Origin of the sequence: Chryseobacterium hilariae, from assembly GCF_051400735.1 — a bacterium.
In the GTDB taxonomy this organism is placed as follows: Bacteria; Bacteroidota; Bacteroidia; order Flavobacteriales; family Weeksellaceae; genus Chryseobacterium.
In genome coordinates this window covers 13,884-38,044 of sequence record NZ_JBLFFJ010000009.1, presented here as the reverse complement: position 1 = coordinate 38,044, position 24,161 = coordinate 13,884, and the positions used below count along the sequence as shown (strand labels likewise).

General features: G+C 41.4%; 14 protein-coding genes. 3 read left to right on the top strand and 11 right to left on the bottom strand.

Translation table 11 applies throughout. The annotated features are described in order from the left end of the window. Positions 1-24: 24 nt before the first annotated feature. From ACMGDK_RS19375 to glsA, 11 genes are all read right to left on the bottom strand, one after another. Positions 25-1,023, bottom strand: coding sequence for a terpene synthase family protein (locus tag ACMGDK_RS19375; protein WP_436809451.1), 999 nt, complete (start codon positions 1,021-1,023; stop codon positions 25-27). Positions 1,024-1,719: 696 nt separating this feature from the next. Continuing rightward, entirely contained in the window at positions 1,720-2,058 is a 339-nt protein-coding gene (locus ACMGDK_RS19370) for a hypothetical protein (RefSeq protein WP_436809450.1), read from the bottom strand. A gap of 42 nt (positions 2,059-2,100) precedes the next feature. Continuing rightward, entirely contained in the window at positions 2,101-2,634 is a 534-nt protein-coding gene (locus ACMGDK_RS19365; RefSeq protein ID WP_436809449.1) for a hypothetical protein, read from the bottom strand. Then, the gene (locus tag ACMGDK_RS19360) at positions 2,631-3,884 is read right to left on the bottom strand and encodes a condensation domain-containing protein (RefSeq protein WP_436809448.1); all 1,254 of its coding nucleotides are present in this window, start codon (positions 3,882-3,884) and stop codon (positions 2,631-2,633) included. Before ACMGDK_RS19360 ends, ACMGDK_RS19365 begins: the two co-directional genes overlap by 4 nt. Next, positions 3,881-5,152, bottom strand: a complete 1,272-nt coding sequence (locus ACMGDK_RS19355; RefSeq protein ID WP_436809447.1) for a condensation domain-containing protein — start codon at positions 5,150-5,152, stop codon at positions 3,881-3,883. The genes ACMGDK_RS19360 and ACMGDK_RS19355 overlap by 4 nt, the downstream gene beginning before the upstream one ends. Positions 5,153-5,155: 3 nt before the next feature. Continuing rightward, entirely contained in the window at positions 5,156-7,561 is a 2,406-nt protein-coding gene (locus ACMGDK_RS19350) for a glycosyltransferase (RefSeq protein ID WP_436809446.1), read from the bottom strand. Then, positions 7,554-8,348 (bottom strand): alpha/beta fold hydrolase, encoded by a 795-nt coding sequence (locus ACMGDK_RS19345; protein WP_436809445.1) that lies wholly within the window; start codon positions 8,346-8,348, stop codon positions 7,554-7,556. The genes ACMGDK_RS19350 and ACMGDK_RS19345 overlap by 8 nt, the downstream gene beginning before the upstream one ends. Beyond that, positions 8,339-8,638 (bottom strand): acyl carrier protein, encoded by a 300-nt coding sequence (locus ACMGDK_RS19340; RefSeq protein WP_034728171.1) that lies wholly within the window; start codon positions 8,636-8,638, stop codon positions 8,339-8,341. The genes ACMGDK_RS19345 and ACMGDK_RS19340 overlap by 10 nt, the downstream gene beginning before the upstream one ends. Continuing rightward, positions 8,626-12,858, bottom strand: a complete 4,233-nt coding sequence (locus ACMGDK_RS19335; protein ID WP_436809444.1) for a beta-ketoacyl synthase N-terminal-like domain-containing protein — start codon at positions 12,856-12,858, stop codon at positions 8,626-8,628. The genes ACMGDK_RS19340 and ACMGDK_RS19335 overlap by 13 nt, the downstream gene beginning before the upstream one ends. 19 nt (positions 12,859-12,877) lie before the next feature. Next, the gene (locus tag ACMGDK_RS19330) at positions 12,878-19,876 is read right to left on the bottom strand and encodes an SDR family NAD(P)-dependent oxidoreductase (RefSeq protein WP_436809443.1); all 6,999 of its coding nucleotides are present in this window, start codon (positions 19,874-19,876) and stop codon (positions 12,878-12,880) included. Positions 19,877-20,679: 803 nt separating this feature from the next. Further along, positions 20,680-21,690, bottom strand: coding sequence for a glutaminase A (gene glsA, locus ACMGDK_RS19325; RefSeq protein WP_436809442.1), 1,011 nt, complete (start codon positions 21,688-21,690; stop codon positions 20,680-20,682). A 234-nt stretch (positions 21,691-21,924) separates the two neighbouring features. Between glsA and ACMGDK_RS19320 the strand changes: the two genes are divergently transcribed. The 3 genes from ACMGDK_RS19320 (at position 21,925) to ACMGDK_RS19310 (ending at position 24,152) form a co-directional block, all read left to right on the top strand. Beyond that, positions 21,925-22,341: a hypothetical protein gene (locus ACMGDK_RS19320; protein WP_436809441.1), complete on the top strand. Its 417-nt coding sequence runs from the start codon at positions 21,925-21,927 to the stop codon at positions 22,339-22,341. A gap of 186 nt (positions 22,342-22,527) precedes the next feature. Continuing rightward, complete coding sequence (locus ACMGDK_RS19315; RefSeq protein WP_436809440.1) at positions 22,528-23,541, top strand: NAD-dependent epimerase/dehydratase family protein; 1,014 nt, start codon at positions 22,528-22,530, stop codon at positions 23,539-23,541. Positions 23,542-23,576: 35 nt separating this feature from the next. Beyond that, the gene (locus tag ACMGDK_RS19310; protein ID WP_436809439.1) at positions 23,577-24,152 is read left to right on the top strand and encodes a Crp/Fnr family transcriptional regulator; all 576 of its coding nucleotides are present in this window, start codon (positions 23,577-23,579) and stop codon (positions 24,150-24,152) included. Positions 24,153-24,161 lie beyond the last annotated feature (9 nt).

The window sequence follows — 24,161 nt, the reverse complement described above, 5'->3', positions numbered from 1 at the left end:
AGTATATTCCTCTTTAAAGTCATTTTATATTTGGTTCAGTCTTTCTTTCAGCTCTCTGGCTTCCGGAAATTCCATGGCATTGTAACGGCCCAGTTTTGTGGATATATTCTTCCAGCCGCTCAGAACCATGCTCATATAGTGTACCCAATTCACTACAGCATCATGCCAGATACCGAAGTCAGGCAGAGAAGACTGTAAAGCCACAAATTCTTTCAGGTCTTCATTATGGAGACGCAGATCTTCCAGGCAAGCCTCTTCAAGCGAGATTTGACGTTCGTGCTGAATGACTTTCACAATATTGTAATAGATACTGTCCGTAGCTTCATCTTTCACGACTGACTGTACTTCGTTGAAATAAGTAACCAGATGACAGGCCAGAGTCTGCAGGCGGCGGATGACCGGATGCTCGTGTATCTCCTGTGGCAGAATAATTCCTGTTTCTACCTCTGTAAGCTGTAAAAAAGGAGACAGGCAGATAGAATCTTCCCTTAAAGCAATACATTCTTCTATGGTCGGAAACATTTTTTTCTCCTTGTATTGAAGTTCGGTTTCCAATCCGGTAAAATACCTGCTGATCATCTTTGTAAACCTGACGATTGATTCCTGAGGGATAAACTGCAACAGTTCCTGCCTTAATGAAGCCAGCATAGATCCCAATGGTATGGTAGATTCTGCAGCACTTATTTCACCCTTCAGAACTGCCACCGACTGGGCGTGTATATTCTTAATATTACCGGAGGCGCTTTCCTCATACAGATCGTCATTGTACAATGTCCACAGCATCAGTCTGCAAATCGGTTTGAATCGCTCAGGTGTTGCTGTAGGAAACCATTGAGCGGCAATATGGGCCGTTTTGGTTTTCTTATACTTTTTACGAAGATCGGGATTCTGCTCATACAGCCACAGATATTCCCCGTCGATCCACTGGTTCTCGGTAATCTCCTGCAACTGTTCCGCATTGGGATTTTTTAATGTAGGGAACGGGTAATTAAATTGTTTGTTTAGTAATTCAAGTGTGTTCATGGTTTATTGTTTTTTTAATTTCACATAGGGTCGCGTTATTTAATATGATGGGTTAAAATTGATAGATGCTCAACGGTACAGAAAAACGGAACAGCGGAAAATACAAAAGATATTCCGGGAAATTTTAATCCCAACCTATTCATAAAGAAGAGAAAAAATGGCACAGGATTGATATGAAGCAGTTCATTCGTTTCAAATTTCCACTTCTATTTTATATGTCTACAGAAATGAATATCAAGGTTAGCTGATTATCCAATTTTTAAGAAAAATTTTCATAGATTTTGGTTTTATGGTTAAAGTTTTTAGAGTATTAGTTTTGAGTAATGAAAATAAAAAAAAATATAATACGATTCAATTTTATTTCACACAAGTTTGATATTAAAAACCATATCATCCTGATAAGCAGTATTAAATAGCCTTTTTAAACAACAAAAATATTTAATTGGAGTACGAAAGACCAATATTTTTATTTTTTTTGGTCGTTTTTTCTCCCATTTATGAGCACGGGGCCGTCAGAATAATAAAAAATCTGTAATCTGATCATAAAATCTACTGATGATCAGTTTCCATTTGTTATCATTCAGACAATATCCTGTATTATGGTTTCAAATAAAGCATTAAATCATCATCTTATAAAAATGTAGATATAAACTGAAAATCAAATAATTTTTAACCTGATCTGGATGAGAGAAGTTTCTAAAAAATATCTATTTCAATCGCAATGTCTATTTCGTCAATCTTTATATTGCTGGTTAGGTCGGACTGAAATATTCCTTTTGCTGTAAAAGCTTTATTATAAGATGCTTCCGGTTGATCATTGTCTGAAGCTAATGTTACTTCACACGAAAAGAAACCTTCATCCACTGAAAAGGTTCTGTTGGGAACATCTACCCGGATATCTTCCGGATTGATCTCTACTTTCCAACGGTTGCAGGCATAGTCTTCCGGCTGTGTATTGTTTAATACAGCATTCCAGACATTATAATCCTTACTTAATTTTTCTACAATGTAATCTCTGATTTTATCAATTTCCATAGGTATAGTTTTTTAGGTTAAGTAAAAAATTAAAAGAATCTGTTACGAAGCCACCGCAGACCGGCATAAATACCTTCTCAACGTCCTCACCGGCAGATACACAAAAATGACAGAGAGAATCCCCGCCAGCACACCCACAAGCACCGCCATTGCCGTAGCATCCAGCTTATAATATTTTGAAAAACCATACTGTGCAAAAAGCAGTACAGACAATACCAGTAATCCGGTAATGAGTCCGTGCAAAATGCTCAGTTTCGCCATCAGTTTCTTTTTATTGAGCTGCTCATCTACGGTAAATTCGATTGCACCCTGCTCGGAAGCTATGATTACCCTGTTGATAATATCGATTGTAAGGACTACCGGTAGAAATATGGCCATGGGCAGGGTGAGCCGGGCCAGATTTTGGGTTCCGGAAAAGAAGTACGTGTAGCCTAATTCCTGAAAGCTGGCATAAGCAATAATGAAATTGAAGAATACATTCGGAAGGACATAATAAATCGTCCGCCTGATTAAAAAGCGTTTCAGGGTAGTTTTTTTGAGTTTTTTATGTGGCGGCGGCTTCAGTTTAAATTTCATAACGACGAGGTCAAAAGTTCAATGGCTTTATTTTTAATTTTCACAGCTTCTTCTTTGGGCAGAAAATGCTCATTGGACATAAACGTAAAATCCATTTGCTGGTTATACGTTGTTGCGACCAAAGTATTCGAATTCAGCCATGGAAAAGCAACAGTCGGACTGATGATGGTTTCCACTTTAAAATTTTTATAATCGCTTGGGATATTGATCCTTCCCATATTGGAAAGCGTTACATCATGTCCACCTTTACTGGATTTCATCATGGAAATCATACGTTCAGCGACCGGATGCATCTGCTCACCCATCCACAGAAGCTCTCTAGCCTCCATTTTTTCTATTTTTTCTACAAGATCTTTTTTGATCTGTCTGGCATTGTCCAGTAGATCTGTATTTCCTTTTTTTAATGACAATTCAACGGTCGGCGCAAAAGCAAATACATGATCCTGCCTGATCTCCGGAATAAAATGACGGACATCTACAGGACTGATCACCTTACCTTTTGCCTGCTTTCCCTGAATCTCCTGAAAAGCCTGCATAAATGAGGAACAAAGCAAAGCATGTACAGAAACACCATGAGCTTTGGACTTTTCCGTGATTTGTGCGGTTGTATCTGAATTCAGCTTCCAATGGACCACGTAATTTTTTCCAAGGTTCCTAATCTTACTTCTTCGTTGCATAAGAAAAAAGAGTCGGGCCATCATCAGGTAAAAACGGGCTTTGCGCTTCTTTTTTTTCATATTAAAATCCAAAGGCAGGAAATCATCTACGGAACTGAATACCTCATAAGGCTGCAGCTCCACAGCAGGATCATCCAGTAAAGCAAGAAGTTCCGTCATCATGGTGACAAGGGAAGTTCCGTCGCAGATACAGTGAGGCAGTACCCAGAGAATTTCCGATACATCCCGTCCTTTGATCCAAACCAATTGGGCCAGTGGCTTTTTTTCATCTTTAAACAACCGGAACCACTCAGTTTCCGATTCCTGCAGCCAGTCTTCATCAGTTTTCCGTTCAACAATACGGAGCGGAATCAGCTCCATTTCTTTTTCTTCTATAAAAAACGGATACTTTTCACTGCTGTTATCAATCCTCGTTCTGAGCAAAGGATGTTTCTGCTGAATTTTTTCCAAAGCAGCCTTAAAGTTTTCCTCAGGGATACTCCCTTTGATTTTTGCCGTAAATACACAATTGACAGGGGTTTCCGGATCAACGTACATAATCCGTTCCACCATCATTAAATTTCGCCTGATCATAATACTGCTATATGGTCTAATTGTAATTTCACCGTCTGAATTACCTCATCACGAATGGCTAAGGCTTCAGCATACGGTAAATATCCTTCGCTTCCTACAAATGAAAAATCCATTTCCCCTCTGAATGTTGATGTGACCATCGTCGTGGTATTGCCCAAAGGCCCAATCACAGAAGGACTGAAAATGGTATCCAGTGTAAATTCTTTGTATTGATGGGGAATCTGAATGCGTCCTAAATTGGAAAACATGCAGTCGTTGGAAGACTTGCCATGCTTCAACAGCTTCGTGAAATTTTTCAAAGCATCATGGGCAGACTCCATTACCATCATCGTAATGTAGGGGTTCAGTTTGGAGGTTTTCCGTTCTACAGACTCCTGCATCAGCCTTAAATTTTCTGAAAAGTTTATTTTCTGATTCGCTGAAACTACGATCATCAGCCCAAAAGCAAAAATATGATCCTCTTTGATCTGCTTTGCAAATCGTCTGATATCTACCGGACACGACACCTTATTGAAAGCCGCTGCCCCTCTCACTTTTTTAAATGCCTGAAGCACTGCTGCACTCAGAAAAGTATTAACTGTAACTTCCTGTGATTTACAGTAAGCAATTAGTTCCTGGCTCATTTCTTTGTCAAATTTCCAGTGAATCAGATAATCATTTTGCCGGTCAATGGCCTTTTTGTTGACAGGAATACATTTGATCGCTGTGGCTGCCAGTCTTCCGATCACTTTCGCTTTCAGTTTTTGTTTGCGGTTGGTTAAAATCTCAGAGGGAACCACATCATGAATGCCGAGTATGGGATTTTCCACCCCAATTTCTGCAGAAGGACGATCCAATAGCTGTAAAAATTCATACAGGAAAGCCATCGCAGAACCACCATCACACAAACAGTGATGAAAAGAAAAAAGCATATCTGAAACCTCTTCCCCTTTGATCCATACAAAACGGATCAGCGGTAATTCTCCGTAATTAAATAAGGTTTTCCACTCTCTTGCCGATTCTTCTTTCCAGTCGTCCTCTCCTTTTCGGGCTACCATCCGTATCGGGATGGGCAGACGTCTTTCCGGAACTTCAAACCAAGGGATATTGTTTTCATCATGGCTGATGACTGCTCTCAACCACGGATGCTTGCGCTGAATCTGGTTCAGCGCATGTTGAATATTTTCTTCTTGAAAGGTTCCGCGCAACCGGAACGGAATCACCGCATTGAAAGGTTCTGTTCCGTCACCCAGCAGCATGCGCTCACCAAATAACAATTTTCTTTTCATAAACTATACTGTAACTAATGTTGAACGATGTTGCTGTACAAAATCTTCAAGAAGCTCTACTGCACGGTCATTGCCGCCAGCATTCAGTAAGTTCGTCCGGACCTCCTTCGCTGCGTTTCTGTAGGCAGGATTTTCCAGCAGTTCAAAAACAGTTTCACGAAGGGCCTCAACACGTAATCGCTTGTATCGGATGCTGATTCCGCAACCGGCTTTTTCGATTAATTTAGCAATATGAAAATGATCGTAAGCAATAGGTGTAATCAACATCGGTAATCCATTAGTGAAGGTATCATTTACGGTATTAAAACCTCCGTGGCAGATCACCACATCCATATGAGGCATCAATGTGGATTGCGGGACAAAGCCGTTCACAATAAAATTAGAAGGCCATTCATCAAATATGTCCGGCGGTGTGGCTGCGATAACCGTAACAGGCTGATCTGCAAAAGCGGCAATCACTTTTTCAAAAAAAGCTTTCCGGATGTCTACCAACAAAGTCCCGAGTGATACAAATATTTTTGGGGTCGTAGATGCTTCCAGTTTTTTCCAGTCAAATGGAGCGGGATTCGGACGTCCTTTTACCGGACCTACAAATCTCATATGGGAAGGTACCGTTTCAAAATCTGCAAAAGCCTGTGACGTGAAGACCAGATTTAACTTATTGGAATGGATAAAAATCCCTTCATCATCAATTCCCACTTCTTTTTGAAGATCTTTGATCAGGTTTTGCTGCCATTCGAATATTTTTGGGGCATTATTCGCGGTATCACCCATTACATCGGGAGGAACAGGCGTAGTCGTTACACACGGAATATGATGCTTGTGGGCAAAAAGAGCTCCTCCGAAAGTGATACAGTCATTCACCAGAACATCAGGTTTCCAGCTTTCCATCAGGCGCTCCAATCCGGGCATCATCATTTTGGCAAACGGAACATAGGTTTCTTCCAGTGCGAGTTTCATGACTTCAGGTCCTGAACACGCTGGCCCGTCATCCTGCCTCTTTAAAATACGCTGTATATCCTCCTGAAACGGACTCAAATCTTCCTCAGGATAAAAATAACTTCCTCCTTCCGGAATATGTTTGTCGTCTAACGGTGTAATTCCAAACCATTTTACTTCGTGTCCACGGGCGATCAGGCTGGCTCCTACACTTAAGGTCGGGCTGATATGGCCAAAAAACGGCGGGATCACAAATAAAAATTTAGACCCTGGCTTTATGGTTTCCTCAGCAGGGATTAATGCTTTTTCAAGCAAACTGGCTGCAGTGGCTGTACCTCCGGCTTCGGTGAAAGACTCACGAACGGTTTCAGCAGCTTCTTTATACTCTGAATGATGCAAGATATTTTTCACAGCTTCGTTTAAATGATGGGATTTAAATCTGTTAAAATTAAGACGTTCTCCTGCTCCGGTTCGCACAACGCGTCCTGCTACATGAGACTGATCATACGCAATCGGGATCACAACCAATGGAAGACCGTTGGAAAGGGCTTCAGAGACGGTATTGTGACCACCGTGACAAACAACTCCATCCAGATAAGGCAAGAGATCCAGTTGCGGAACCTGATGATAGACCATAAAGTTCTCCGGCCATCTGTCAAAAAGTTGCGGATCAGAGACCAGTACAACCGTCAGGTCTTCATCTTTAAAGGCATCCACCACTTTTTGGAAGAACGCTTTTTTATGATCATGATCGAAAGTGGTTCCGATGCTTACCAGGATCTTTTTGTGGGTGCTGCTTTTCAGTCTGTCCCAATCAAATTCACAGGAGATGCGGCGTTCCGTAAGAACAGGTCCCGTGAACTGATAGTTTTCCGGCAGATCCATTTCACCAAAGAAATATTTTGAAGTTAAAACAAGCGTCAACAGATCAGAAGAAGCTAATGAACGGTTTTCCGTTACTCCCAGTTCTTTCTGCAGCTCAATGATTTTGTTGACTTCCCATTCGTGTACTTTAGGCAACTCGTCCATCATTTTAATGGCGGCCGGAGCCGTAACGGATGTGCTGTAAGGAAGATTCAGTTTTTTAGCAGCAATAGCGGCAGCAAATAACTGATGATCTCCAATCACCAAATCGGGTTGATACTGTTTCAGCAGGGTAACTATTCCATTGTAGCAATGTCTGTTTAAAGGAATCAATACGTCATCGTAAAGAAACTTAATACTGTCGATACCGTACACTACTTTTTTAGAAATAATATCGAGATAGCTTTCACTTTCTCTTTTCTCCTCGTCGGTCTGGTCATATTGAATGAGTAAAAGTTCTCCCCCGACAGGAAGTTTTGTACTTAAATTTTTGTCAAGACTGATCCAGGCCACTTCATGTCCTCTTTGCAGTAATTCTGCGCCGATGCTTAAGGTTGGATTGACATGGCCTGTCAATGGTGGAACAACAAATACAAATTTAGCCATGATTTTGTGTTAATGCGTTAGATAATGATTGAGATAAAAAATGAACCATCGATTCTGCGATCTGAACAGGTTCCTGTATCGGGACATTGTGATCACCGGGAATCAGTTGCAGCTCAGATGAAATGATCTGCGTTTTCAGCCATTCTCCTGTAGGTTTACAGTTCGATTCGGATCCGTAAAGCAAAAGTGTGGGCGTATCCAGTTCTGAGAAATTAGCTTCCCCAAGAAAATGTTTTTCCCTGATCATATCTGCTTTGATACTGGTTTTTTCAAACAGGAATTCATACATACGGTGGTTTTTCTCCATCTGCCTTTTGCCCATCTGCCCTTTTGTAGTGTCCGTAAAATTGGCCACATAATGTTCGAGGAATTCTTTGCTGTATTCATCGATGATGTTACGGGCCTTTTCGTCCTGCGGATCCGGTGCTTCTATAACGACCAGCTGACTGACACGTTCCGGCGCTTTCAATGCCGTTTTCAAAGCGATAAGACCTCCGAAACTGTATCCGGCCAGGTGTACTTTTTTAAGGTTTAAAACATCCATCAAAGCCAGTACATCAGATGACATACTTTCCAGATCGTAGCCGTCTGTAAAACGCTCGCTCATGCCGTGGCTTTTCAAATCATACATCACCACGTGGAAATGCTTGGCCAGAATCGGGGCAATATTAAAATAATAAATGGAGAGATTGCTGAACATCCCGTGGATAAGCACAACCGTCTGTTCAGCCCCTTTGTTGAGTTCCTGAATATGAACCTGTTTATGGTTTACATTGATTATTGGCATTCGTAGATATAATTGATGATCATACGGAGGTCAAGGTTGATCAGTTCGTCTAAGTCCATAGAAGACAGCCATCCCGTGAAATCAATCTGGTCCCCGAAATGCGCTTTGATCTTCTCGGAAAAAGAAACGATTTCTATACTGTCCATTTCCAGGTCTTTCGTGAATGAACTGTCCGGAGTGATATCCATTTCCTCTACAAATTCGGCACCTATCACTTCTGTAATAAAACCTTTTAAAAGTGTGAACAATTCTTCGTGATTCAATTTTAATGTGTTGTTTATAGTGTCCATCCGATAATATATTTTTTATGTTTAATAGTTTTTATTTCAGTTTGGTTGATCCATAAATGGTCCCCTTCGATATGTGTGATTTCAAAGGCTTTTGGGTTTCCTTTCAGTCCGGTTCCCAGAAACTTTCCGTACGCTTCTTTAGCTACCCAGAATTTGGTGGTCCATTCCGCCTGATCTCTGTCTTTTAACAAGGTTAATTCATGATTGGTAAATACCATGTCGTAAAATCCGGAGCTTCTTTCCTCTACGATCTCCATATCAATACCCACCGGGACGCCCTGACGGGCAATACCAACGGCATGCTTTTCTTTATGAGCTAAAGAAATATGGATATCTTCTGTGACATCACCGATCAGATAAGGTTTTCCCACTTCATCCTTTCCTATTTCAAAAGTGATGGGGAAACAAGGGTGGTTTTTCTTTTCACGAAGAAGGCTTCGTACCGCATCTTTCACGGCTACACGGCTTACCATCCATTCTTTCCGCTTGTTGGGAAACAATTGCTGATGATATTGTTTTTCCGTCTGGTTGAAATATCTTTTAAGAATAAAATCCCACGAAGCCACTCTCGTGTACGCCTGATGAAAGAAAAATACTTCAGGAGCTATTTCCTCCGAAAGACGGTTATGCAAAGGCGACATGGAGACATTCCACAGCGGTTCATCGATTTCCAGTCGGCGGTTTTGCCAGCCTGTAATCGCGCACCATACTTTTCCGTCTCTTTTCAGGATGATATCGGCAATGGCAAATTCTTCATTGAGTTCGGTAAGGATGCAGATACATTCAAAAAGGCCGTCCTGATCCTCCATATCTCCGAAGAATTCAATATCTCTTATTTTCACAGGGAAAGCAATACGGTCTTTGGTCAGGGTAAGCTGCAGCCACAATCCGAATAACTGTCCGGCATTATCAAGCAAAGAACCTTTTCCACCGTTTCCTTTGATTTTTCCTACAATTCCCTTCGTTCCTACTGCTGAAATCTCAGTAATTCCCTGGTAAAGTTCTCCGTGGAACATATGTTTGTCATAGATCTCTTCAGGTGTTCTTTCAATAGGCAGAAGGTCCCCGATTGCCAGGTTAAAGGAAGGAACAGCAGGTGCAGATGAAGCCAGTAGGACTTCGGCATTCGCAAAGTTCTCGATATCAAGGTAAGCATGGTTATTGGCACGCCATTCTCCGTTGACTGTTTTTTCAAAAGGTTTGGCAACATTCATCCATTGAAATACACTTACATTCATGATTTTATGAACGCGGGTTCCGGGTATTTCGGCCTGTGCTATTTCTGCTAACTGCTCAAAGATCATGGTCATCGGGATCACAGGCTCCATATCAGAAACGTTCGTCCAACCTTTCGGCTGTCTCAATAAACTGTGATCGATGAGGTAAGGGTGCGTATCTAGAGTGACATACAGAAGTTTCGAAAAATTCTTGCTGACGGGTGCTCTAGAAACCACAGGTCTTGGAACTGTAATTTCCGGACGGTTTTGAAACAGCGTCAGTACTTCTTCCTGCATCCGGATCATATCGGTGATATTTTCCTGGAAAGCCTGAACCAGAGGATGACCGGTCTTAGCTACCGCTGCTGAAACCGTATTTTGTTTTGACATCTCAAAAGACTGCGCCAGATTTTGAATTTCTTTAAAATCACGGATGATCGGCGATCCCAGCTGTAACTTGATTCCCTTTCCTGATGATTTTTTAGATTGATTCTGTACTTCTAAAAAGTCCAATGCTACTGTTTTACCTTCCACAAATAATGCGGCTACCACACGCTGCAGCTGAGCCAGGGCAGATCTTGTAGCCACGCTGGAAGCAATCGTACTGAATGGTTTTCCTTTCAAAGTATCATCAATAAATCCAATAAGTCCTCCGGTACCAATCTGAATAAAGAATTTTGCGCCTTCTTCATACAGTTTATCCGTCAGTTCACGGAAACGGACCGGCTGCACCAAATGCTCAGCACTTAGTTTTCTGATCGCATCCTGATCGGCAGGATACGGCTCTAAAGTCGTTGCAGACCACAACGGGATTTTCGTCTGTTGAAACTGCGCTTTTTCCATTCCTGCTAAAATCACATCCAGTTTATCAGCGATAAACGGTGAGTGAAAACCGGACTGGAACGGCAGAATCTGATGAAAGATCTGTTTTGATTTTAATAATGGAACCAGCTCATCCAGAGCAGCATTACTGCCACAAAGGATCACCTGATTAGGACAATTGTCATTGGATATATAAAGATTGGGAATGGCGTCGATAAAAGGCTTGACTGCATCAATCCCTGCTCCGATCGCAATGAATCTGGAATCTTTTAATTCAAAGGTTTCCGGATTCAAAACATCAATCAAAGCTTTAACAGAATTCACTTCTGCCAATTCTGAGGAATATCCTGCCAGCCATTCTCCCAGGCTGTGTCCCGCATTCATATCCGGAACAATTCCCAGTTTTTTCAGGGCATTATCAAGGATGCTGCATTTGTTGAAAATCCCCAATGCATCGCTTAATAAACCTTCCCCTTCTGTTTCGATAGGCTCAGTTAATCCAAAATAACGGCTCACACTATCAACTTCTCCTTTCGCAAGGCCATCCAGCCCCGGAAATACGAAGGCGATTTTACCTCCATCTTTCAGTAAAGGTGTGTTGGTGTACCAGATATCCTGTTTATTGCGCCATGGATTATCTTTAGCAACAATTTTAGTCGCTTTTTCTATTCTTTCAGGCGTCGGGTCGAATAAAGCAATCCGGTAATCCCCTTCTCCTACTCTGTTTTCGTTGTTTTTTAAAGCTGAAAGCAATTCTTCATGGGTAGGTCTTGCCAATACTAAAACACGGTCTTTTTTCGGCATATCATAGCCTTCCAAAACAACGTGTGCATTGATCCCTCCAAATCCGAAGGCATTGACTGCCGCTACTTTCGGCAAGCCTGTTTTTGACCAGCTTTTCGGTTCCTGTACCGGAGCAAAACGGGTCTGCTCCATATCTGCAATTGGATTTTCGCAATATAATGTAGGCGGTAACGTATCATGATGAAGCGCCAGACAGGTCTTGATTAAACCTGCGATCCCTGCAGCCGGCATGGCATGTCCGATATTGGATTTAACGGATCCTATTCCTGCAGCCTGCGTTGTTTCTTCTTTAGTAAAAAACTGAGCCAGGGTCTGAAGTTCTGTTTTATCTCCAAGCGGTGTTCCTGTCCCGTGGGCTTCCAGATAACCGATTTGTTTTTCATCCAGATCCGCATTGATCCAGGCCTGTTGTAAAGCTTTAAGCTGACCTTTAACGGACGGGCTCATCACGCTGGTTCCATTCCCATCGCTGCTTACTCCAACGCCTTTAATCACGGCGTAGATTTTATCCTGATCGCGGACTGCATCTTCCAATCGTTTTAAAACGACGAAACCACAGCCCTCACCAATTAATAATCCGTCTGCATCCATACTGAACGGCTTGATCTGCTGTTGATGAGACAGAGCTCCCAACTGGGCAAAAATACTCCAGAAAGCAGCATTCTGTCCGGTATGCACACCGCCCGCGATGACCATATCACAACGGCCACGGTTGAGTTCCTGAACGGCGTGATCTACTGCAATCAAAGCACTGGCACAGGCAGCATCTACTGTGAATGCAGCGCCTCCCAGATTGAACCTGTTCGCCACTAAAGAGGCAACCAGATTGGGAATTAATCCCATGGCTGTATCTGCTGCGAAACGGCCTTTCCGCTCCTGGAAAGCATGCTTCACCTTTTCAATATCTGCTGAAGATACCTGAGGCAGCAATTCCTGCAACAGCGAAGAAATCTGCTCTCCGGTGCGCACGATTTCAATGGCACGCGTTGCTCCGGGACCCGTATAGTTTCCTTTACCGATGATGATTCCGGTTTTCTCAAGAGATATTCCCTTTTGAAATACGCCGGCATCTTCCAGAGCTTTCTGCACCAGATCAAGGGTTAATAAATGATCCGGCTCAGTGCCTTCTACTGCTAACGGAAGAATTCCAAAAGCCGTCGGATCAAATTCATAATCTGAAATAAACCCACCGCGTTGACAATAAAATCTGTCGACAGGACTGGTCTTATCACTGAAGTGTACAGGATCAATCCGATCAGCCGGAGCCGATTGGGTAGAATCTACCTTATTGACAATATTCTGCCAAAAAGTATGGGCATCCTGTGCCCCGGGAAAGACACAGGATAAGCCAATAACAGCAACATCTGTTTTTTTCATAGTTATCGTATACAGAGGTTTACCAGTTGTTTCCTGACATGATCAATACCTGACTTTCGGTTCCATATTTGATCTCGTTAAGAAAAATTTCTTTGCCCTGATCCAATGGAATTAAAGAGATTCCGCGACGTTCATATTCTGTTTCCAGCGTTGACGAAACCATTCCGGCTCCTTTCCATGGGCCCCAGTTGATGGAGATTACTTTTCCTTTTAATTTTTTGTTTAAAGCTTTCGCATAATCATCCAGTACAGAATTGGCCGCAGCATAATCTGTCTGCCCTTTGTTCCCGTATACTGAAGCGATGCTTGAGAAGAGCACCACAAACTGACAGTCAGCTCGAAGTTGTTCTGCCAATACACGAAGCGGTTTTACTTTGGTATCAAAGACACGTTCAAATGAGCTGGAGGTTTTCTGTCTGAACAGTTTGTCTTCCAAAAGACCTGCTCCATGAATAACACCGTCTAAACGGGCGTATTTATCGTAAATATTGTTGATCAAATCTGATAATCCTTCCTCGTCACAAAGATCTAAAGACTGATAGACCACTGTACTTCCCAGCTGTTCCATATCACGGATGGTACGCAGAATCTGATTATTTTTGAAAATTCTTACGGTCTCTTTTTCTATTTCAGCAGGAGAAGTAAAGTTCCCGGTTTTAATAAGATAGCCTCTTATTTCTTCCTTGGTTTTCATAGCTTCCACTTCTTTTAATCCTATCACATCTCTCGGATCTGCCGACCTTCCTACAAGAATATAAGTACACGGATACGCTCCCGACATATGCTTCACCAGTTCAGAAGTGATTCCCTGTCCGCCTCCAAGCACTAAGACTACAGATTCCTGATCCAGCTGGATATGCGCTTCTTCAAGGCTTGTTGATAATGGAGAAGGGATGATCTCTATTTTATGCCTTTGGTCGTGTTTGTAAACCACTTCGGAAGGTTTATCTGTGGTTAATATTTCTTTTAAAGCAATCTCTGTAATCTGATCAACTTCCTGTGGCGTACTCAAACTGATCAGCCTGCAAGAGGTTTGTTCAAATTCTCTCGCTAAACTTTTGAAAAGTCCCGGATAACCTTTGTAATGGCGTAAAAGACGGGTATCAGTCAGTTCCTGAATATGAGCAGGAATGTCTGAAATCAGATATACCCATTTGGCTTTATCAAGATCCAGTTTCTTAATCTGATCTACATGATCAATGATGCTGTGCTTTACGGTTGAGGAGAACAGATCCAGAATGATCAGTCCATCAAAATCTTTAAGATCTCTTTCGGTATCCACCAATTCTGCAATGGCGCCATATTTTTCAAGGGTATTTTTGATTGCCATCGTCTGCGGACTGTTGTCCTGAGTGATGGCAAAACGTTTTCCCTTTATGATTTCTGTATTCTGTTCCGTAGAAACATCGGTTGGAGTCAGGTCAAAACGAAGACGTGACAATAAATTCTGAACAGGTTCAGCATCAGCATCGGTGTTTCCACTCATTTCGCTGATCCATGAGGCCAGTCCTTTTAATGTTTTAATGGCCGCCAGTTTTTCCATCAGATCATCCGCCTGGTCCATATCCTGACCGAAACCGATTTTGGTTTTAAGGTCTCCGATAATTTCCATACGCTTAATAGAGTCGATGCTCAGGTCTGCTTCTAAGTCAAGATCCAATCCCAGCATTTCTTTCGGATAACCTGTTTTTTCACTAACGATATCCAGAATTATATTTTGAAGCTCTTCAAGAGAGAATGCAGATTTACTTTCTACTTCTGTTGCCGGTGTTACTGTAGTTCCGTTTTTTTCAGGAGCAGCTGCCGGAGTTCCTGTTAATTCCGTCAACCAGGAAACCAGACCGCTTAGCGTTTTGATGGATGCTAATTTTTCCATGACCGTATCTTCATCGGCATTACCTGATGTAAGCGTTCCCAGTTCACTTCGAAGCGTTCCAATGATTTCTACTCTTTTGATAGAGTCAATACTCAAATCAGCTTCCAGGTCCATTTCCATGCCCAACATTTCTTGAGGATACCCTGTTTTATCGCTTACAACCTGTAGTAACAGGGTTTTAATATCTTTTACCGGAGCCTGTTTTACCGCAACGGCAACAGGTTTTTCTACATGGACCGGCTGTGCAGGAATCGTCACCAGACGATCATTCACAGGTGCTTGTACCGGCGCAGCATAAACAGGTGCAGGGCTGACTTGTGGATTCTGTCCCAGGAAGGAAAGCATCACATCACGCTGTGCCTGGATCAGCTGTTTCATGGTATTTAAATATTCCTGAAGCATACGTTCAGCGGCAGGCTGAGATTCGGCTACAGGGGCTGGTTGGTTATTCGTAAAATTGTTCATGGGAATAGGATTTAATATCGGTAATGCACCATTAGCCGGCAGATTACCTGTGGTTGGATGTGCCGTCTGTCCGTTCACACGCCAGATGGCTGGATTTTTCTTATACAGTTCAGGCTGGTCTATCTGAATCAGTTTAGCATTACGGCCATCGAAAAGTTTTTCAATGCTGAAGCTTCGGCCTGTTCCCAGATATTGCGCCAGCATGGAAAGAAGATGGCTCAGTTTATTTCGGTTGCTGTCTTCTACATACAGGATCAGCTGATCTTTCTCCAGGCAGGATTTAGTCAGTCCGGAAAGGACTTTTCCAGGGCCTACTTCGATGAATATTCTGGCTCCGTCTGCATACATCGCCTGAATTTCTTCTACAAATCTTACCGGCTGTACCAAATGATCCGTCAGTCTTTCTTTGATTTCCGATGGCGCTACAGGATAGATTTCTGCAGTCGTATTCGACCAAACCGGGATCTGCATTTCATGGAAAGGAATGTCTTTTAAAACCTCATCATATAAGCCTTTGGATTTGGCCAATAACGGGCTGTGGAATGCACAGGCTACTTCTAATTTCTTTGCAGAAATGCGTTCCTGTTTTAAGGTTTCCATTAATTTATTGATGGCCGGCGTACTTCCTGCCACTACACATTGGGTCGGAGCATTATAATTAACCGGATAACAGCCTTCTGTTTTGTCTAATACCGGCTGTAACTGTTCTCTTGTCGCGCTTACCGCAATCATTGTACCCGGATCTCCGCCTTCTACCGAATCTAAAATAGCGTGAGCTCTTTGAATACTTAGATCAACCAGTTTTTCTTCTTCAAAGACTCCGGCAAAACATAAAGCAGGCAGTTCGCCATAACTGTGACCTGCCACCATATCCGGAACGATGTCCAGTGATTTCAGGAATTTAGCTAAAGCCAGGTCAACAATTCCTAATATAGGCTGCGCCAGGCGGGTATCTTTAATGGTTTCTTTCTGTTGTTTTAAAGCAGCTTCATCAAAGGTTGTTGAAGGGAAAACTACTTTCTCCAGTTCAGGATATCCTTCAATCAGGTTACGCATGGCCGGAAAAGCGACGAACAGATCGCGGGCCATATTGATTCTCTGACTGCCCTGCCCCGGGAACAGGAAGGCTACTTTACCATCACGTTTGTTCACCGTGAAGGTATCTTTACTTTCAATGCCGGATAATGCCAGTTCGATGTTCATCATCAAATGTTCGGTGGTATCAGCAACAATGGTTAACTGAATTGGTTTTTCTGAGCCTACTGCTAAGCTGTAAGACATATCTTTTAATGGAATATCCCCGTTAACCTCTAATAAAGATTTGATCTGTGACAATGGAATTTTCGCATCCTCATACGTATCCCCACGGAATACAAACAATTCTGACGGCCACGATTGCAATACAGCAGAATCGTCTTCCTTAGGATGATTCGCAATGACCGTATGGAAGTTAGTTCCTCCAAATCCAAAAGCACTGATTCCTGCATAACGGTTTTTCTCTCCCCATAATCCACTTTCTGCATAAAAAGCAAATGGACTTGTTTCGGCATTATAATAAGCATTAGGCTGCTGTAAATGAAGCGTTGGAGGTTTTACGCCGTGGTATACCGCCAGTGAAGCTTTGATCAGTCCGGCTAATCCTGCCGCACATTTGGTATGCCCGATCTGCGTTTTCACGGAGCCTAAATGAGTTTGTCCCGGTATCGCTCCTGAGCGACTGAATAAATTCGTCAGTGCGCTAAGTTCGGTTTTATCTCCTACTACAGTTCCGGTTCCATGGGCTTCCACTAAACCAACTGCAGCAGGACTAATCCCTGCTTGGGAATAAGCACGTTCCAATGCGCGTACCTGTCCTATTTTTCTCGGGGCTGTAAGACCTAACGCTTTTCCGTCACTGGATCCTCCTACTCCTTTGATGACAGAATAGATACGGTCGCCATCGCGAACTGCATCTTCATATCTTTTTAAGACAAGGATTGCCACTCCTTCTCCAAGGGCAATTCCGTCAGCCTCCCCATCAAATGTTGCACATCTTCCTTTTCTGGAAAGTGCATGCGTACTGGAAAACATCAGATAATCATTGATTCCGTTGTGTAAATCAGCTCCTCCGGCAAGCACCATATCGGATTTTCCTAATATCAGTTCCTGACAGGCCAGGTCAATAGCTGCTAAAGAAGAAGCACACGCCGCATCTACAGTGAAGTTTCTTCCGCCAAGATCCAGGCGGTTCGTAATCCTACCTGCGATCACATTCGCCAAAATACCAGGGAATGAATCTTCTGTGGTATGTGGAAATGCCTGTTGCACTTCTTCATGAAGTTCTCCGAAAACCTGTTTATAATATCCTCTGAAACTATAGCTGTTGGCCAGATCATTGCCGCCTTCAGCTCCTATAATGACAGAAATATTTTCCCTGTTGATATGTTTTTTGCCATAGCCCGCATCTTCCATTGCACGTTTAGCCACCAATAAAGTCAGTAGCTGTGTTGGCTCAATGGCTGCCAAGGATTGCGGAGGAATTCCGAAAGCTAAAGGATCGAAATCAATTTTCGGAATGAATCCCCCCCATTTTGAGTGGGATACATCCGGTCCGTCTGAATCCGGATGGTAATACAATTCTTTATTCCAGCGTTCATCAGGAACTTCTGTAACGCTATCCCTTCCCAAGATGATGTTTCGCCAGTATTCTTCAAGGTTTTTAGCTCCCGGGAAAATACATTCCATCCCAACAATCGCTATGTCCAGGGGTTTTTCTTTTGATACCGGCTGTTCCGGCAAAGCAGCCTCTTCAATATATTTATAATTATCAATACTTACGTTCTGATGCAGTGATGCAAGTGAAATCACTCGGTTTTGCATCGTGGCCACCTGACCGATCATGTACATTCCAAGATCCAGTTGCTGGTTTTTAGGAACATTAATCAATTTGTCGCCCTGACGATCGATTCCTTTTGCAGCAATCCTAAGCCGGCCTACATTTAGTTTTTCAAGCTGTTCCCAAACTTCTTTTTTATCCATTCCGGCTGCCAGAAGTTTGATTTTCTCGGTGCTGAAATGTTTAGCAAAAGCTGTATTTAAGCAACGTGTTTCATGTCCCGGTGCTGTTTCCAGTAAAACCGTGTCTTTTGCCTGCATAGCCTGCACCTGGAATTCTTCCTGAATAGCTCCGGTACGTACAGCTTCTTCCGTATACAGATAGGCTGTTCCGATCAGTACTCCAACCTTTACGCCTCTGGCTGCTAACGGAGCTGCCATGATAGAAACGAATGCTGTTGAAAATGCATTGTGAATTCCGCCTGCAAAAAATACGCTGATATTTTCAGGATGTTCTTCTTTTAAAATACGTTCAATCTGCTTTTCCCAAAGAACCATGCTTGAAAGTGGGCCTACGTGACCACCGCACTCACGGCCTTCAAAAATGAAGTTGGTAGCTCCTTCTTTCAAGAAAATATCTAATAACGCAGGTGAAGGTACATGCAAAAAGGTTGTTATTCCCGCCTTTTCAAATACCTTAGCCTGAGCAGGTCTTCCTCCGGCAATAAGAACGACGGAAGGTTTAGCTTCCAGAATATAAGAAGTCTGTTCTTCTCTCAATTCCTGAGGGGCAAATCCAAGAATACCTACTCCCCAGGTTTTTTCACCGGCAAGTTTTTTGGTTTCCATCACCAAAGACTTTGCCTGTTCGCCTTTCAATAATGATAAAGCAACAAAAGGCAAAGCTCCTGCATCTGCTACTGCATTGGCAAACAGCGGAACATCACTGACACGGGTCATTGGTCCCTGAGCAATAGGATAACGTAAGCCAAGCTGTTTAGCCATTATATTATTCTCGCTAATCACTTTAAGGGCTTTTGCCTGTTTCAGATGACCGTACATCGATTCTCTGAACCCAAAAATCATTCTTTTCAGATTTTTGAAATCTTCGTACAGATCTGTTGCTAACGAAATATCCTGGCCCATAGGAATGTAACTTTTACTCAGATCAAAGCCGGTAAAATATTCTCTAAGCTCTTGAGCGCTGATATTTTCTTTTAACACAGGTGAGTTTGGCCTTACCAGTACCCGATGATTGGCTATTATTTTGGTTTCGGTACCGTTCAGTTTTGAGCAAAGATCTTTGAGCTCTCCGGGAACAGAACTCTCCGGGAACAGAGCAAGCTGACTATCCAGTACAACGCCGGCTGCTCCTAATGATTTCGCAGCAGCAGATGTATGAATCCCTACTCCTCCATGTACCCAAACGGGAATAGAATTAATTTCTTTGATGACACGCTGAAATAATACAAATGTGGACTCATAACCTACCAGGCCACCTGCCTCATTTCCTTTTATAATGATACCTTCGGCACCTGACTGTTCGGCCAGCCTGGCTTCATCTAAACTGGTTACCTGATAAATAACGGGAAGATCCGGTATAACGTTCATTAAAACACCGGACGGAAGGATGGCCAACCTGACGTTTTCCGGGATCTGAAGGGATATAAATTTGTCATTCGGCAGATAGATACCATAAGAAGGTATACCTGTCTTGTTCATTTGATTCAGTGCTTCCTGAGCGGCTTTTGAATCATGTCCTAGGCTTAAGACCGGAAACGCACCTGCCTCATGCAATTTCAGCATAAGATTAACATCCGGCTTTTCAAAAGGCGTTACACCAATAATGGTTAAGTTTTTCATTGCATTCATGGTATTGAGATAATAACTGGGAAATTATATAACACAACTCATAACCTTTCGGTATAAAGAGCATTTATCAATTATTAGGGAATAAAAATAATAAATTTATATTACATTTTTAACCATAAATAAAATTTAATAATAAATTATTAATAAAAAATTATTATTAACTTAAATACTATTAAAAAATGCAGATTATATTTCTATTATCAAAAAACAGACGGTACAGCCTATAAGATTCAATTATAAATGTTTATCATTAATAATTTAAAGCAAATATAGAATAAAAAAAATAAAATAAATCAATAATAAGAGAATTATTTTTTCTATGTTACAAAAATATAACACATAAAAAAAGCCTATGAAATCAACAAAAAAACAGCCTCACCAACATGTTAAAATTGATAGACATATTTGAAATTAAAAATAATTATTGATAAAAATTCAGGTAATTTATAATTTAAAAAATAATCCAAACAGAAATTAATTCAATGAAAATAAACAGGTTAGACAAATTTTAATCATTTTATAAATCCTGTGTCCGGTAATTTCTTTTCTGAATTCATAATTTTCAGCTTAACTTATGCTTTGAAATCTTCAACTGACTAATCTTTTCCGAAGGTTTGGTTCACTGTATTTTATCATTGGGTTCATCAATGATTAATAATTCTTACCTCTTGGTATAGCCACTATCTTGCAATTTAAATTACAAGCATTAAAAGACCGCAAAATTCTTCAGTTAGCCATGTTGAAATAGTCCGAAACAAGACTCAAAAAAGAATTTGATGTTTATAAAATCAGCTTTAAAACAAGCTCAGGTCATACTGTTTTACTAGGTCTAAAATCATATGATAACCGGCTGAGGAATTTCCATGCTGATCTAAAGCGGGACTGAAAACACCGATTCCCATTTTCCCGGGAACACTTACCGTAATTCCGCCTCCAACACCGGATTTGCTTGGCAAACCTACGGTTCTTGCATATTCTCCGCTGAATTCATACATCCCGGCAATGAGCATTTGTGACTGTACCAATCTTGCCAGCTCTTCATTTTTGTAGGTAGAATCGCCATCAAACCGAACGCACTGATTAGCAAAGAAATAACCTATTTTAGCTAAATCTTCAGCTGTCAGTTCAATAGAACACTGTTTGAAATAATTGTCCAGCTGATCCTCATTTCCTAAAATGAGTCCGTTGTTTTTCATCAGATAAAACATCCCACGGTTACGGTGCCCGGTAGATTTTTCGGATTCGTAAACGGATGTATTGTAGTCAATTGTATTATTTTTGGTTATATACCTTACCAAATCCAAAATTTTAAGAAATGGTTTTTCACCTTCTCCTGAAATTAATGAAGTGGTAAGAATCGCTCCGGCATTCATCATGGGATTCAACGGCTTACCTGTGGTTTCAAGATTGGAAAAGTGGTTGAAAGGCTTATCGGTTCCGAAATAACCCATTTTATTAAAGACATCTGCTTCCCCTTTTTCACTGACTGCGATCATCAGGGCGATGATTTTAGAAATACTCTGCATGGTAAATTTCTTATGAATATCACCAACATTAAATACCTTCCCATTTTTTTCTACTACTGAAAAAGCAATTGCTCTGGCATCCATTTTACCCAGTTCAGGAATATAATCAGCCACTTTTCCCTGTGTATAATAGGTTCGGTTTTTTTCCAGGATGCTGCTTAAGGTTTTTTCCGAAATTGTGGAAACATCTGCTGTTTTCTGGGCATACATCACCGTGTTCAAAGAAAGAAAGGCTGCAATACAGATTCTTTTTGCAGAAAGTAAAAAACTATTATTCATAAAGGTATTTCCGGCTAACAACTTATCCTCAGCCCTGAAAAACAAAGATAAAGCATTTCCTGCTCTGCCAGCAAATCTGCCGGAAAATATCAGTTCACAATTTTGTTCTTCTAAGCTAAGTATTTCTACCCAAAGCCGTAATTGGTCATTTGTACTCTAAAATGACTGCTTTCTTCTTTGTTACTTTGAAATACAGAATAATTAATAAAAAATAACTCACAAAATAAATTTAATATGGAAACTACAAACACTAGCTTCAATGCCAACTCTTCCGGCCAGCTTCAATTGGGTGGAGGCGCACAATTCTGGGTTTATCTTTCACCTCAGAATAATACCGCTAAAATGATTTCTACATGGCGTGTCACATTCTCACAGGGTAACTGGAGCGATTCTATTTCCAGCGACAACCCGACGAAACAAATTCAGACTCCCAATCTTTCGGGTATTTTTGAGATTAAAGTGGAATTATTAAGCGGTTCTACCGGTACATGGCGCCAAATTCCGCCTCAGGCAGGAAGTTACAATGAGATAGGCTGTAATTCTAACTGTGCTTCTATGGTAGGTATTGTTGCTGACAGCACTAACCCTCCTCCAGGAGCTATAAATGCTCACTTCTGGACCACATGGGATGCTATATGTAAAGCAGGATAAAATGATCTTCATCGCATTAAGCTGCCTGATATTCATTTAAGGACATCAGATACAAAATCAGATAAAGCCGTCTCAGTGCTGAGATGGCTTTATATTTATTACCGAAATCGTCTGAACATTATCTAACAAAAGTCAAGTGCATTAGCAAACGGTTATAGGAAATTTGTGTCATTAAAATAAGCAATTATGACACAGAAAAATCTGGCTTTAGTTTCCGGGGCCAACGGACATTTAGGAAATAACCTGGTAAGGTTCCTGATTAAAAAAGGGGTTCCTGTAAGAGCCAGCGTAAGAAATATTAATAATAAAGCGCCATTTGCAGGTTTGGACTGTGAGGTGGTACAGGCAGATATCACCGACAAATCGTCTTTTATAAAAGCTTTACAGGGAGTGGAAACATTTTATGCAGTAGGAGCATCTTTCAAGCTGTGGGCACAGGATCCGAAAACAGAAATTTATGATGTGAATATTCAGGGAACAAAAAATACTATTGAAGCCGCAGCAGAAGCAGGCGTAAAACGTATTGTTTATGTAAGTTCTATAGCGGCATTAGATTATACAAAACTCCCTACCAAAGAAAGTTACGGCTACAATCCTGACCGCAGGGACATGTATTACAACTCTAAAAATGACGGTGAAAAGCTGGCATTTGAACTGGCCAGAAAACTGGGAATAGAAATAGTATCCGTGATGCCTTCAGCAATGATCGGAAGTGAGGCTTTTTTACCATTGAATGTTTCTTACGGAGTTTTAAAGCTTATTCTCAACAAAGAAATTCCGGTAGATACTAAAATCACCCTGAACTGGATTGATGTAAAAGATGTAGCGGAAGGCTGCTATCTGGCTGCACAGAACGGCCGGAACGGAGAGCGCTATATTCTTGCCAATGAGAAGTGTATGACCATTACAGACACTACTATCCTGGCCAATACACTATTTCCTGAGTTGAAGATCAAAATACCCGATTCGGTACCTAAATCGATTTTATTTATTATTGCCGGGATCATGGAAATTACTGCTAAAATACAGAAAAAGCCGCCTGTTCTGACCCGTAAGGATATTGCTATGTTTTCGGGTTTACAGCAAGATTTTGATATTACAAAAGCAAGAAAAGAATTGGGATTCAACCCCAAAAGTCCGGAACAGGCAGTAAAGGAAGCATTACTTTATTTAATGGAGCATAAGGAGCTGTTGAAATAGTTGTTGTAAATTTGAATATATAACTACTATAAGGTATGATGCAGCAGAAATTAATCGATTTTATCCAATCCGGACATGTTCTTTCTCAAATGGATAAGGATTTGATTTTCCAATATTTTGAACCGGTACTTTTTCCTAAAAACCGCATTATTGAAGAAGCGGGAAAAGTACCGGAATACCTTTATTATATTGTATCGGGTTATTTACGCCTGTTCCATTATAACGAAAATGGAGATGAGGTGACAACGCATATCAACTGCCCGCCGGGATTTTTTACTTCTTATTTTAATTTCATAAATGAAGCAAAATCTAATGAAAATGTTGAATGCATCACTGAATGTGAGCTCTTACGAATCACCAAGGCGGATCTCGGTTCCCTAACTTCAAAAAGCGAAGCTATGAAAGACTTCAGCATAGAAGTTTTCCAAAAGTCTATTGTCTATAATGAGACCCGATCTACCGAGCTGGCCACTCTTTCCGGAGAAAAACGCTACAGGAAACTTATTGAAAATTATCCGGGAATCCTGCATAATGTTCCTATTACTTATATTGCTTCTTTCCTTGGAATGAAGCCGGAAAGCCTGAGCCGTATCCGCCGGAAGCTGCTATGAAAATAGTTC